This is a genomic window from Micromonospora sp. CA-263727, assembly GCF_050942455.1.
Taxonomy (GTDB): Bacteria; Actinomycetota; Actinomycetes; order Mycobacteriales; family Micromonosporaceae; genus Micromonospora.
Genome location: NZ_CP192031.1, coordinates 5,278,648 through 5,292,007, shown reverse-complemented (window position 1 = coordinate 5,292,007; position 13,360 = coordinate 5,278,648). Strand labels below are relative to the sequence as shown.

Below are 13,360 nucleotides of genomic sequence, written 5' to 3'. Positions count from 1 at the left end.
GCGGGTGGAGGGAAGTGGAGTAGAGTGGGGCGCATTGGTGAGGCCGGGAGGGCCCACCGGCCCGGGGGGTCAGCGGCGCGCGAACGCCGCTAAAGGGCGAGGGGGTTGGGCCGTTGTTTCTCGGCACCCACACTCCGCGCCTGGACGACAAAGGCCGGTTGATCCTTCCGGCGAAGTTCCGGGATGAGCTGGCGGGGGGTGTCGTGATCACCAAAGGGCAGGATCGTTGCCTCTACGTCTTTCCGACGCCTGAGTTCCAGCGCATCGCGGAGCAGTTGCGCGCGCAGCCGATGACGCACAAGGCGGCCCGGGCCTACAGCCGTGTCTTCTTCGCCAGCGCGCACGACGAGGTGCCCGACAAGCAGGGCCGGGTGACCATCCCGCCGCACCTGCGGACGTACGCCGGGCTCGACCGTGACCTGGTGGTCATCGGCGCGAGCACCCGGGTGGAGGTCTGGGACAAGGTCGCCTGGGAGACCTACCTCGCAGAGAGCGAAGACGACTTCGCCGACATCGAGGAAGGGGTGCTGCCAGGCGGTCTGTAGGGCGCGGCGACGCCCGACGTACTGCGAGATCTCCAGCCGCTTTCGAGTTCCTGGCATCCCTTCCCCGGTGCCAGGCGCACGATCCGACACGGCGGGCTCCGGCCCACCGGGCGGGCGGGGAGCGGATGGGGATCTGGCGGTACGACGGCATGGCGTCGTCGCACGCAGGGCGCGGGAACGAGAACGGGTCAACCAGGGGGGTCGACATGGGGGAGCTACGCGGCACGCACGTGCCGGTGCTGCTTGAGCGGTGTCTCGAGCTGCTCGCCCCCGCACTGGGCCGGGGCGGACGCACGGTCCACGTCGACGCGACGCTGGGCCTGGCCGGGCACGCCGAGGCGGTGCTCCAGGCCCACCCGGAGACGGTCCTGGTGGGCCTGGACCGGGACACCGAGGCGCTCGCCCACGCACGGGTACGGCTGGCCCGGTTCACCGACCGCGTCCATCTGGAGCACGCCGTCTACGACGAGTTGCCGGACGTGCTCGACCGGCTGGGCTATCCGACCGTGGACGGCGTCCTGTTCGACCTCGGTGTCTCCTCGCTCCAACTCGACGCGCCCGACCGCGGGTTCGCCTACGCGCAGGACGCGCCGCTGGACATGCGGATGGACCAGACCCGGGGGGTGACCGCCGAGGAGGTGGTCAACACCTACGGCCACCCGGACCTGGCCCGGGTGCTGCGGGTGTACGGCGAGGAGAAGTTCGCCGGGCGGATCGCCTCGGCGATCATCCGGGAGCGGGAGCGCGCCCGGATCACCTCGTCGGCGCGGCTGGCCGAGCTGGTTCGGGAGTCGATTCCGGCACCAGCCCGACGAACGGGCGGACACCCGGCAAAGAGAACGTTTCAGGCTTTACGGATCGAGGTAAACAGGGAGCTGGTGGCGCTGGAGACGGCGCTGCCGGCCGCTCTGGACCGACTGTCCATCGGCGGTCGCCTGGTGGTCCTCTCCTACCACTCGCTGGAGGACCGGCTCACCAAACAGGCGCTCGCCGGCCGGGTCCGTAGCACGGGCCCGGTCGACCTCCCGGTCGAACTGCCCGGGTCGGAGCCGACGTTCCGGCTGCTCAGCCGGGGCGCGGAGCTGCCCGGGGAGGTGGAGGTCGCCGCGAACCCGCGGGCCGCTTCGGTGCGGCTGCGGGCCGCGGAACGGATCGACCCGCAGGCCCGGCAACAGGGGGGTACCGACCGCGAACGGTACCGCCGCCGGGTCAGGGCAATGCATCAACCGGGGACGGGATCGGCCACGGGATTGGGGCCGGATCCGCGGCGGATGCCGGGGGACACCACGGACGAAGAGGGGGAGGGAACATGAACGTGAACAAGCGCCGGGACGTCGCCGGCGTCGGGCAGCGCGCACCGCGGTCGGGGGGCCGGATCGCGGCAGAGCGGGCCAGGGAGACCGAGGACGGCACCGGTCGGTCGGATCGGGTAAGCCGGCTGGCGGAGACTCGCGCCCGGGGGGCGCGCGAGTTTCCGACCCAGGGCAGCGCCGCGCTGCGTCCGGTCGAGCGGACCGACGCCGGCACCGCCGAGCGGGCGGAGTCGCCCCGGTTGCGGGTCGCTCCGCCGCCGCCGGTGCGGGTGCCCCGGGCGCCCTTCGCGGCGCTCGTGGTGCTGCTGGTCGTCGGCGGCGTGCTGGGCATCCTGGCCGTCAACACGAAGGTCAACGAGAACTCGTTCCGGCTCAACGAGTTGCAGAAGCAGCAGGCCGAGCTGGACCTGAAGCAGCAGCAGCTGAGGAAGCAGATCGACGACGCCGAGGCGCCGGGCAACCTGGCCGCCAACGCCCGCAAGCTGGGGCTGGTCGAGTCGGGCGAGCTGGGGCTGATCCGGCTGCCGGACGGCAAGCTGATCGGCGTGCCGCAGCCGGCCGTCGGGCAGCCGTCCATCGCGAGCCAGGGCGCGGAGGGGTAGGCCGTGCCACCGAGGTCGGAGGAACCGCGCCGGGACGCCACAGGCTCCCGGCGCGGTTCGTCCCGTGGCACCGGTGACGTTCCGCCCCGCGGCGGGGATCGTGGCGCCGAGCCGGGCATCGGCGGGATCTCCGACGCCCGGGCGTACACCCCCCGGGGCCGGACCATCCGGGAGGGTGCCGCCCCGGCCGCCGCCGGCCGGGCCGAACAGCGGCGCACCCCGCGCAGCAGCCGGTCACAGGACCCGTTCCGGCCCGCGTTGCAGGTGCTCGACGGTGGCCGGTCGGCCGCCACCCGGGCCGGCAACCGGCAGGGCGGCCAGCCGCGCCGGGACGGCGGCACCGGGCGCGCCACGGTGGTCCGTACCGTCACCGAGCGGGACCCGCGAGACGAGCGGGCACCGAGCCCGCCGCGTCGCCGCGCCGCCGGCCGCGAGCCGCGCCGCGCCGCCGCTCGCGAGCCCCGCCGTGGCGAACGGCCACCCGGCCGTCGACCCACCCGCAAGCCACCCCGCCCACCCCGGCTCGCCGACCCGGGCCGCCGGCTGCGGCTGGGCACCGCGCTGGTCCTGGCCATGTTCGTGGTCATCGGCATCCGGCTCGTCGCGCTCCAGGCGGTGGACGCCCCCGCGTACGCCGACGGCGGCATGGCCGACCGCCTCCGGACCGTGCCGCTGCCCGCGCCGCGCGGGGCGATCTACGACCGGAACGGCGCCACCCTGGCGCAGAGCGTAGAGGCCCGGTACGTCTACGCCGACCCGACCAAGGTCGAGGACGTCGCGGCGACCGCCCGGACGCTCTCCCCGCTGCTCGGCATCCCGGCCTCGGAGCTGGCCGCGAAGATGCAGCCCCGCAAGCGGGTCAACGGCGTCGACTCCCAGTTCGAGTACCTGGCCCGGGGGGTGGATGTCGACCGCGCCCGCGAGATCATGGCGCTGGAGCTGCGCGGCATCTACATCGACCGGGACGAGCGGCGTGAGGTGCCCGGTGGCGACCTGGCCGCCAACCTGATCGGCTTCACCAGCGTGGACAAGGTCGGGCTGGAGGGGCTGGAGGCGCGCTACGACGACCTGCTGCACGGTGAGGACGGCAAGCGGGTGTTCGAGGTCGGCCTCGGCAAGCTGGCCGCCCCGATCCCCGGCGGCTACAGCCGCACCACCGCGGCCAAGCCCGGCAGCTCGCTGGTGCTCACCCTCGACCGCGACCTCCAGTTCGTGACCCAGCGGATCCTCAGCACGCAGGTGGCGAAGGTGCACGCCAGCACCGCCGCCGCGGTGGTGCTGGACGCGCGTACCGGTGAGGTGCTGGCCCAGGCCAGCCATCCCACCTACAACGCGGCGAAGCCGCTGCCCAGCGACCCGGTTGACCGGGAGGACGGGGCCACCAGCTTCGTGGTCGACCCGGGCTCGGTGCACAAGGCGATCACCTTCGGGGCCGCGCTCCAGGAGGGGGTGATCACTCCGGACACCTCGTTCCCGGTCGCCAACGGCATCCGCAAGGGCGACACCTGGTTCCCCGACACCTACCCGGTGAGCGGGCGGCGGATGAGCGTGGCCGGGATGCTGGCCCACTCCTCGAACGTCGGCACCATCCAGATCGGCGACGCCCTCGGCCCGGAGCGCCTGATCGACTACCAGCAGCGGTTCGGGCTGGGCAAGGCGACCGGGGTCGGGATGCCCGGCGAGGCCAGCGGGCGGCTGCTCCCGCTGTCGGAGTGGAGCGAGTCGTCGCACGGGTCGGTGCCGATCGGGCACAGCGTGGACGCCACCCCGTTGCAGATGGCCGCCGCCTACGCCGCCATCGCCAACGACGGCACCTACGTCCAGCCACGCCTGGTGAAGGAGGTGGTCGACCCGAAGGGCAAGCGCACCCCGACCGAGGAGCCGGTGACCCGGCAGGTGCTCAGCCCGGCCAACGCCGCCGCGCTGCGGACGATGATGGAGGCGGTCACCACCGTGCCGAACGCCACCGGGCTCGCCGCGGCGGTCCCCGGATACCGGGTGGCCGGCAAGACCGGCACCGGCTGGCGGCTGGTGGACGGCAAGAAGCAGCCGGGGGAGGTCGGCTCGTTCATCGGGATGGCGCCGGCGGAGAACCCGCGGTACGTGATCGCGGTCTTCGTGCACAGCCCCAACGGCGGTGGTGGCACGGTCGCGGCACCGGCGTTCCAGGAGATGATGACCTTCACCCTCCGGCACTTCAAGGTGCCGCCGTCGAGCGAGCCCGCGCCGAAGTTCACGGTCTTCCCGTAAGCGACCGTCGGGAAGACCGGGGCGAGCGAGGCGGAGTCCAAGCGGGCGGTCACCCGACAGTCTCCAAGGGCGGGAGCTGGGGATTGACTCCCTGTGGCGGAGATTCAGGCGCGCCGTGCGGCCCGGACCGGGCGACCGGGTAGGGTCTGACGCCGTGCGCGGCAATCCTCGTCCCCGTACCGTGACCGGAAACCGGCTCGGTGAACTGGCCGCCCGGCTCGTCGTGGCGACTCCTACCAGCGGTGATCCGGTGGTGACCGGGGTGACCCACGCGAGCCAGGAGGTCCACCCCGGCGATCTGTACGCGGCCCTGCCCGGCGCCCGCCGGCACGGCGCGGAGTTCGCCGTCGACGCGGCGGCGGCCGGCGCGGTCGCCGTGCTGACCGACCCGGCCGGCGTCGAGCTGGCCGCCGCCAGCGGGCTGCCGGCCCTGGTGGTCGCCGACCCCCGCGCGGTGCTCGGCACGCTCGCCTCGGCCGTCTACGGCGACCCGACCGCGCAGCTGACCGTGATCGGGGTGACCGGCACCGCCGGCAAGACCTCCACCGCCTACCTGATCGAGTCGGGGCTGCGCGCGGCCGGCCACACCACCGGCCTGATCGGCACCGTGGAGACCCGCCTCGGCGACCTGGTGGTGGAGAGCGTCCGGACCACGCCCGAGGCCACCGACCTGCACGCGATGCTGGCCGCCGCCCGCGAGCGCGGGGTCACCGCGGTGGTCATGGAGGTCTCCAGCCACGCCCTGGCCATGGGCCGGGTCGGCGGGGTGCGCTTCACCGTGGGCGGCTGGACCAACTTCGGCTCGGATCACCTCGACTTCCACGCCGACTCCGCGGACTACTTCGCCGCCAAGGCGCGGCTCTTCGACGGCCGCTGCGCCGTCGAGGTGCTCAACTACGACGACCCGGCGCTGAAGGCGCTGTTCAAGCCGGCCACGGTGAGCTTCTCGGCGGCCGGCGACCGGGCCGCCACCTGGTGGGCCGGGGACGTCGACGGCGAGGGGTACGCCCAGCGCTTCACCGCGCACGGCCCGGACGGGCTGGTGCTGCCCGCCGGGGTGGCGCTGCCCGGCCGACACAACGTGGCGAACGCCCTGCTGGCCATCGCCACCCTGGTCGCGGCCGGGGTCGACCCGGTGACCGCGGCCGAGGGCGTGGCCGCCTGCGGCGGGGTGCCCGGCCGGCTGGAGTCGGTGGGCGTGGCCGGCGGGGTGCGCGGGGTGGTCGACTACGCGCACAAGCCGGACGCCGTGGTGGCCGTGCTGGCCGCGCTGCGGGAACTCAGCGCCGGCCGGCTGATCTGCGTGATCGGCGCCGGCGGCGACCGGGATCGGGGCAAGCGGCCGGTGATGGGCGCCGCCGCAGCGGAGGGAGCCGACGTGGTGGTGGTGACCGACGACAATCCGCGTACCGAGGAGCCCGGGGCGATCCGCGCCGAGGTGCTCGCCGGCGCGTACCGGGCCGCGGCGTCGGACCGGGTGCTGGAGGTGGCCGGCCGCCGCGCGGCGATCGACGAGGCGGTCCGGCTGGCCGCGCCGGGCGACGTGGTGGCGGTCCTCGGCAAGGGGCACGAACGCGGTCAGGAGGTCGCCGGTGTGGTGCATCCGTTCGACGACGTGACCGAGCTGGCCGACGCGCTGCGGATCCGCTTCGGGAACCTGGCGGGCCAGCAGTGATCGCGCTGAGCCTGGCCGAGGTCGCGTCGGCCGTCGACGGTCGGCTGGTCGCCGCCGACCCCGCCGCGCGGATCACCGCGGGCGTGGAGTTCGACTCCCGCAAGGTCACCCCGGGCGGCCTCTTCGTCGCCTTCGACGGGGCGAAGGTGGACGGGCACGACTACGCCGCCGCGGCGGTCGACACCGGCGCGGTGGCGGTGCTGGGCACCCGCGAGGTGCCCGGAGTGCCGATGATCATCGTCGCCGACCCGCTGGCCGCGATGGGTCGGCTGGCCCGCGCGGTGGTGGACCGGCTGCCCGGGCTGACCGTGATCGGGTTGACCGGTTCCTCCGGCAAGACCACCACCAAGGACCTGATCGCCCAGCTCACCGCGCGGCTCGGGGAGACGGTGGCGCCGCCCGGGTCGTTCAACAACGAGCTGGGGCACCCGTACACGGCGTTGCAGGCCGGGCCGACCACCCGCTACCTGGTGATGGAGAAGGGCGCGCGGGGCATCGGGCACGTGCGCTACCTCTGCGACGTGGCGCCGCCGCGAATCTCCGTGGTGCTCAACGTCGGGGTGTCGCACATCGGCGAGTTCGGCTCGCAGGAGAACATCGCGCTGGCCAAGGGCGAGCTGGTCGAGGCGCTGCCGGCGGCGGGCCTGGCCGTGCTGAACGCCGACGACCCGCTGGTCGACGCGATGGCCACCCGTACGGTGGCCCGGGTGGTCCGCTACGGCGAGGCGGCGCACGCCGACGTGCGGGCCGTGGACGTGACCGTGGACGAGCGGGGGCGGCCCGCGTACACCCTGGTGACGCCGGAGGGGAGCGCGCCGGTGCGGCTCGGTCTCACCGGGCGGCACCAGGTCTCCAACTCGCTGGCCGCCGCGGCGGTGGCCCGGGAGCTGGGCATGCCGCTGACCGAGCTGGCCATCGCGCTGGGCGCGCTCGGGTTGGTCTCCACCCGTCGGATGGACGTCTTCGAACGCACCGACGGGGTGACCGTGATCGACGACTCGTACAACGCCAACCCGGCGTCGATGGCGGTGGCGCTGCGTGCGCTGGCCGGCATCGGCCGCGGGCGGCGGACCGTCGCGGTGCTCGGCTACATGGCCGAGCTGGGCGAGTTCGAGGCGCAGGGGCACGCCGAGATGGGCCGGCTCGCGGTCGAGCTGGGCGTTGACCGGCTGCTTGTGGTCGGCGAGGCGGCGGCGCCGATCCACCACGGGGCGACATCGGTAGGTGACTGGGGAGGAGAGTCGGTGCTGCTCACCGATCAGGCGGCGGCCGTCGAGGTGCTGCGTAGCGAGCTACGGCCGGGCGACGTCGTCCTGGTGAAGGGGTCCCGGTACCGGACCTGGGAGGTGGCCGACGCGCTGCGGGCCGACGCCGCGGGCAACGGCACGGGTACGCCGGCCGGCCCGGTGGCGGAGGGTGGCGCGGCGTGAGAGCGGTCATCGTGGCCATCGGGGTGGCCTTCCTCGTCTCGCTGTTCTGCACCCCGATCGCGATCAAGGTCTTCACCCGGCTGAAGGCCGGTCAGCCGATCCGGGCCGAGGGCCCGCAGATGCACCAGGGCAAGAAGGGCACGCCGACGATGGGCGGCGTGGTGTTCATCCTCGCCACCGTCATCGCGTACGTCGCCGGGCACCTGGCCCTGACCACCCTGCCGGACGCCCAGATCGCCCAGGTCGAGCCGACCATCACCGCCCTGGTGCTGCTCGGGCTGATGGTCTTCTCCGGTGCCGTCGGGTTCCTCGACGACTTCCTCAAGGTGCGCAAGCGGCACAGCGGCGGGCTGAGCGCGCGCGGCAAGCTGCTGGGTCAGATCCTGGTCGGCGCGCTGTTCGGGGTGATCGCCCTCTACTTCCCGTCCACCATGACCGACGCCTCCGGGGCGGTGACCAACACCGAGACCGTCGGCAGCACCACGCTCAGCTTCATCCGGGACATCCCGGCGCTGGACGTCACCAAGATCGGTGCGGTGGTCATCTTCATCTTCGTGGTGATGGCCGCGACCAACGGGGTCAACCTCACCGACGGCCTCGACGGCCTGGCCACCGGTGCCTCGGTGATGGTGCTCGGCGCGTACGCGGTGATCGCGTTCTGGCAGTACCGGCACTGGTGCGCCGACCCGGCGTACACCGCCAACCCGAACAACTACTGCTACACGGTGCGGGATCCGCTGGAGATCGCGCTGATCGCCGGGGCGGCGGCCGGGGCCTGCGTCGGCTTCCTCTGGTGGAACACCTCGCCGGCCCGGATCTTCATGGGCGACACCGGCGCGCTCGGCCTGGGCGGCCTGATCGCCGGCATGGCGATGTCCACCCGGACCGTCCTGCTGCTGCCGATCATCGGCGGGCTCTTCGTGATCATCACCATGTCGGTGGTGATCCAGATCATCTCTTTCAAGACCACCGGCAAGCGGGTGTTCCGGATGTCGCCGCTGCAACACCACTTCGAGCTCGCCGGCTGGAGCGAGGTCAACATCGTGGTTCGCTTCTGGATCATCGCCGGCATCGGCGTGGCCATCGCCCTGGGCCTCTTCTACAGCGATTTCCTGGCCAACATGGGCTGACGCCCCGGCGGCGGGGTGACAGCGGAGGGTGGTCGGCGCAAGTGCGACACGCCGAGTGGGCGGTAGCGGCGGTGCCAGCTCCCGGCAACGGCGATGATGGCGCTGTGGGGGAGGCGCGAGAAGAGAACGGCTCGGAGCCGGGCGGCCGGCGGGCCGGTGGTGCCGGTGGTGCGGCGGTGGCTGCTGCGGCGCGGGCCGGCGCCGGCAAGGCCGCGCGCGCGGGCGCGGCGGGCAGCGCCGGGTCGGGCAGCGGCGGCGTACGGCCGGCCGGCTCCGGGGCGGCCGGTGCGGCACCGGAGACCGGTGGACCGTGGCGCGGGCTGGACGCGATGGGCGGGCTGGCCGCGCTGCGGGGACTGCTGTCCCGGCCGCTGGCCTCCTACCACCTGCTGCTCGCCAGCGCCGGTCTGCTGCTGCTGATCGGCCTGACCATGGTCTTCTCGGCCACCAGCGTGCGCGACTACGCCGAGGGCGGCAACGCCTCGGCCTCGCTGACCAGGCAGGCGATCTTCGCGGTGATCGGCATCTTGGCGTTCTGGGCCTGCCAGCGGCTGCCGGCCAGCACCTTCCGGGCGCTCGGCCGCCCGGCGCTGGCCGTCGCGGTGGTGCTGCTGGTGCTGCTGAACCTGCTTGAGGCGTACGGGCGGCTGACCGGCGGTCCGGCACAGATCGGCCCGGTGGAGGCGGATCTGCTCTGGCTGTTCATCGGCGGCGTCGGGCTGCAACCCTCGGAGCTGGCGAAGTTCGCGCTGGTGCTGTGGGGCGCGCACGTGCTCGCCCGCAAGGGCGCGGCGTTGGGCTGGTGGCGGGAGCTGGCCACCCCGCTCTTCCCGGTGGTGGGCCTGATGTTCGTCCTGGTCGGCTACAACGACCTGGGCAGCATGCTCTGCATGCTGGCCCTGGTCGTCGGCCTGCTCTGGGCGGCGGGGGTACGGCTGCGGGTCTTCGCCGTGCTCAGCGCGATCGGCCTGGCCGGCATCGGCGTGCTGGTCGCGGTCGCCTCGCTCGGCGCCGGCTCGGGCGTCAAGGGCGAGAGCAACTACCGGCTGGAGCGGCTGACCATGTTCGTCAGCCCGCCGCCGCTCGACGCCTGCAAGGACAACCTCTGCTACCAGATGGTGCAGGCCCGCTACGCCATCGCCAACGGTGGTTGGTTCGGCACCGGGTTGGGCCAGGGCCGGACCAAGTGGGACTGGCTGCCGGAGGCGGAGAACGACTTCATCTTCGCGGTGATCGCCGAGGAACTCGGGGTGGTCGGCTCCGTGGTGGTGGTCACCCTCTTCGCCGTGCTCGCCTACACCGGTCTGCGGATCGCCCGGCGGGTCGAGGACCCGTTCCGCCGGCTGGCCGCCGCCGGCGCCACCGCCTGGCTGGTGGGGCAGGCGTTCATCAACATCGGCGGGGTGATCGGCCTGCTGCCGCTGACCGGGGTGCCGCTGCCGTTCATCTCGGTCGGTGGCAGCGCCCTGGTCGTCACCCTGGCGGCGGTCGGCATGCTGGCCTCCTGCGCCCGCGCGGAACCCGATGCGGCCCGGGCGCTGCATGCCCGTCCGCCGGCCCGGTGGGTCCGACTAGTGTGGGCTCCGTTGCCGCCGCTTCCCGGCCGGCGTCGCCGTGCGACGCCGCCGCCAGCCGCCCGGGGGTCCGTACCCCAGGCGCGCAAGCGGCGCAGGGACGACCAGGCCGCACCGCGTGGCGCCCGGGACGACCGGGGTCGCGGCGGGTCGGCGGACGAGAGGAGACGTTGATGGGTCCGCTGCGTTCGGTGGTGCTCGCAGGAGGTGGCACCGGGGGGCACATCTACCCGTTGCTCGCCTTCGCCGACTGCCTTCGCCGACACGACCCCGGCGTCCGGATCACCTGTCTCGGCACACCCAAGGGCCTGGAGAACGAGCTGATCCCGCCGGCCGGCTACGACCTGCGGAACATCCCGGCCTACCAGCTGCCCCGGTCGATCAACATGAACCTGGTCCGCACCCCGGGCCGGATGTGGACCGCGGCCCGCGCGGCGGGCAAGGTCATCGACGAGGTACGCGCCGACGTGGTGGTGGGCTTCGGCGGGTACGTCTCGGTGCCGGCGTACCTGGCCGCCTGGCGGCGGGAGCTGCCGATCGTGATCCACGAGGTGAACGTGCCGCCGGGCGTGGCCAACCGGCTGGGCATGAAGTTCACCAAGCACGTGGCGGTCGGCTTCCCGCACCAGCCGGCGCAGGCCGAGTCGCTGCGCGACGCCCGGGTGGTCGGCGTGCCGCTGCGCCGGGCCATCGCCGGGCTGGACCGGGTGGCGATGCGCAACGCCGCCCGCGCCCACTTCGGGCTCCGCCCCGACCTGCCGGTGCTCTTCGTCGCCGGCGGTTCACAGGGCGCCCGGTCGATCAACCTGGCGGTGGCCGGGGCGGCCAAGGAACTGGCCCGCAACGGCATCCAGGTGCTGCACGTGATGGGGGCCCGCAACGAGCCGGTGCCGATCCCGACCGACCTGCCGGTGCCGTACGTGACCCTGCCGTACCTGTCCGAGATGGACGCCGGCTACGCCGCCGCGGACCTGATGCTCGGCCGGGGCGGGGCGATGACCTGCGCCGAGGTGGCCGCGATCGGCCTGCCGACCATCTACGTGCCCTACCCGCACAGCAACCAGGAGCAGAAGCGCAACGCGCTGCCGGTGGTCGAGGCCGGCGGTGGCCTGCTGGTCGACGACGGCGAGCTGACCCCGGACTGGCTGGACCGGACGGTGATCCCGCTGATCCGCGACCCGCAGCGGCTGCACGCGATGGGCGCCGCCGCAGCCGCGTACGGGCGGCGCGACGGCGACGAGGCGCTGCTCAACTTCGTCTACGAGGCGGTGACCCCATGACCACGTTCAGCCCGGCCGGCACCCTGACCGCCGAGGACCTGGGTCGTATCCACCTGATCGGGGTGGGTGGGGTCGGCATGAGCGGCCTGGCCCGGCTCTTTCTCACCCGCGGCCTGCCGGTCTCCGGCAGCGAGCTGCGTGAGTGGCCGTCCCTGGCCGGCCTGCGGGCGCTCGGCGGGACGATCCACATGACCCACGAGGCGACCAACCTCGACGGGGTCGACACGGTGGTCTACTCCTCGGCGATTCCCGCCGACCACCTGGAGATGGTCGAGGCACGGCAGCGCGGCCTACGGGTGCTGCACCGCTCGGAGGCCCTCGCGGCCGCGATGACCGGTCGCCGCACCGTGGCGGTCGCCGGTACGCACGGCAAGACCACCACCACCTCCATGGTCACCATGGTGCTCCAGCAGGCCGGGACGGATCCGTCCTTCGTGATCGGTGGGGAGATCTCCGAGGTCGGCTCGGGGGCGCACCACGGCACCGGCGAGTACTTCGTGGTCGAGGCGGACGAGAGCGACCGGTCCTTCCTCATCTACCGCCCGTTCGTCTCGATCATCACGAACATCGAGGCGGACCACCTCAACACCTACGGCGACCTGGCCAACCTGGAGGCCACCTTCGCCGAGTTCGCCCGGCTCACCGACCCGGCGGGTTTCATCATCACCTGCGCGGACGACCCGGGCGGGCAGCGGCTGGCGGCCACCCTGCGCGCCGAGGGACGTCGGGTGTACACCTACGGCGAGGCGGCCGACGCCGACCTGCGGCTGAGCGACATGGCGTCGTCGGCCCGCGGGGTGCGCTACCTCGCCCACATCGACGGGCGGTCGCTTGGCGAGTTCCGGCTGCCGGTGCCGGGGCGGCACATGGGGCTCAACAGCGCCTCGGCGGTGCTGGCCGCGTACCTGCTGGAGCTGCCGATGCCGGCGGTGGAGGCCGCGCTGGCGGCCTTCCCCGGCGTGCGCCGGCGCTTCGAGCGCAAAGGCGTCGCCGACGGGGTGCTGGTCTACGACGAGTACGCCTACCACCCGACCTCGATGACCCTGGCCCTGCGCACGCTGCGCGAGGTGGCCGGGGAGGGCCGCCTGATCGTCGTCTTCCAGCCCTACCGGCTCTACCGCACCCGCGACCTCCAGGCGGAGATCGCCGAGGCCCTCGCGATCGCCGACGAGCTGGTGCTGTTGGAGGTCTTCGGGCCGGGCGAGCTGCGCGGGCCGGGCGAGGGGTCGACGGCGCTGGTGGCGGCGGTGTCGCTGCCGGCGGAGCGGAAGGTCTTCGTCGACTCGTGGGAGGCCGCGCCGGTGGAGGTGGCCCGGCGGGCCCGCCCCGGCGATGTCGTGGTGACCATGGGCGCTCCGCCGATCTCGCTCATGGGTGACGAGCTGCTGGCCGCGCTGGCCGCGCGTACGACCGACCGGCAGGAACCGGCCGGCACCGTTCCCGGCGGTCTGGCCGGTGGGGCGACCAGCATCGGCGGCACCGTCCCCGGCGGCGTCGGCGTGGACGGCGCGGCGCCCGCGGCGGAATGAGTCCCGGCCCGGCCCGCGGGCGCGGCACCGGT

10 protein-coding genes are annotated in these 13,360 nt (G+C 73.6%); all 10 read left to right on the top strand.

What is annotated here, in order from left to right; all coding sequences use genetic code 11:
• Window positions 1-113: 113 nt before the first annotated feature.
• The 10 genes from mraZ (at window position 114) to murC (ending at window position 13,328) form a co-directional block, all read left to right on the top strand.
• On the top strand, window positions 114-545 hold the full coding sequence (mraZ, locus tag ACQPYA_RS23065; protein WP_433529179.1) for a division/cell wall cluster transcriptional repressor MraZ: 432 nt from the start codon (window positions 114-116) through the stop codon (window positions 543-545).
• 206 nt (window positions 546-751) lie between these two features.
• Window positions 752-1,858 carry a 16S rRNA (cytosine(1402)-N(4))-methyltransferase RsmH gene (rsmH, locus tag ACQPYA_RS23060; protein ID WP_433529178.1) on the top strand — a complete coding sequence of 369 codons (1,107 nt, stop codon included), beginning with the start codon at window positions 752-754 and terminating at the stop codon, window positions 1,856-1,858.
• Window positions 1,855-2,460: a hypothetical protein gene (locus tag ACQPYA_RS23055; RefSeq protein ID WP_433529177.1), complete on the top strand. Its 606-nt coding sequence runs from the start codon at window positions 1,855-1,857 to the stop codon at window positions 2,458-2,460. Before rsmH ends, ACQPYA_RS23055 begins: the two co-directional genes overlap by 4 nt.
• A gap of 3 nt (window positions 2,461-2,463) precedes the next feature.
• A complete protein-coding gene (locus ACQPYA_RS23050; RefSeq protein ID WP_433529176.1) occupies window positions 2,464-4,710 on the top strand; it encodes a peptidoglycan D,D-transpeptidase FtsI family protein in 2,247 nt (748 codons plus the stop codon).
• A 115-nt stretch (window positions 4,711-4,825) separates the two neighbouring features.
• Window positions 4,826-6,385 (top strand): UDP-N-acetylmuramoyl-L-alanyl-D-glutamate--2,6-diaminopimelate ligase, encoded by a 1,560-nt coding sequence (locus tag ACQPYA_RS23045; RefSeq protein ID WP_433529175.1) that lies wholly within the window; start codon window positions 4,826-4,828, stop codon window positions 6,383-6,385.
• Entirely contained in the window at window positions 6,382-7,815 is a 1,434-nt protein-coding gene (locus ACQPYA_RS23040) for a UDP-N-acetylmuramoyl-tripeptide--D-alanyl-D-alanine ligase (RefSeq protein ID WP_433529174.1), read from the top strand. The genes ACQPYA_RS23045 and ACQPYA_RS23040 overlap by 4 nt, the downstream gene beginning before the upstream one ends.
• A complete protein-coding gene (gene mraY / locus ACQPYA_RS23035; protein WP_433529173.1) occupies window positions 7,812-8,945 on the top strand; it encodes a phospho-N-acetylmuramoyl-pentapeptide-transferase in 1,134 nt (377 codons plus the stop codon). The genes ACQPYA_RS23040 and mraY overlap by 4 nt, the downstream gene beginning before the upstream one ends.
• A 329-nt stretch (window positions 8,946-9,274) precedes the next feature.
• Window positions 9,275-10,693, top strand: coding sequence for an FtsW/RodA/SpoVE family cell cycle protein (locus ACQPYA_RS23030; RefSeq protein ID WP_433533578.1), 1,419 nt, complete (start codon window positions 9,275-9,277; stop codon window positions 10,691-10,693).
• On the top strand, window positions 10,693-11,799 hold the full coding sequence (gene murG, locus ACQPYA_RS23025; protein WP_433529172.1) for an undecaprenyldiphospho-muramoylpentapeptide beta-N-acetylglucosaminyltransferase: 1,107 nt from the start codon (window positions 10,693-10,695) through the stop codon (window positions 11,797-11,799). Before ACQPYA_RS23030 ends, murG begins: the two co-directional genes overlap by 1 nt.
• Complete coding sequence (gene murC, locus ACQPYA_RS23020; protein ID WP_433529171.1) at window positions 11,796-13,328, top strand: UDP-N-acetylmuramate--L-alanine ligase; 1,533 nt, start codon at window positions 11,796-11,798, stop codon at window positions 13,326-13,328. The genes murG and murC overlap by 4 nt, the downstream gene beginning before the upstream one ends.
• Window positions 13,329-13,360: the final 32 nt, after the last annotated feature.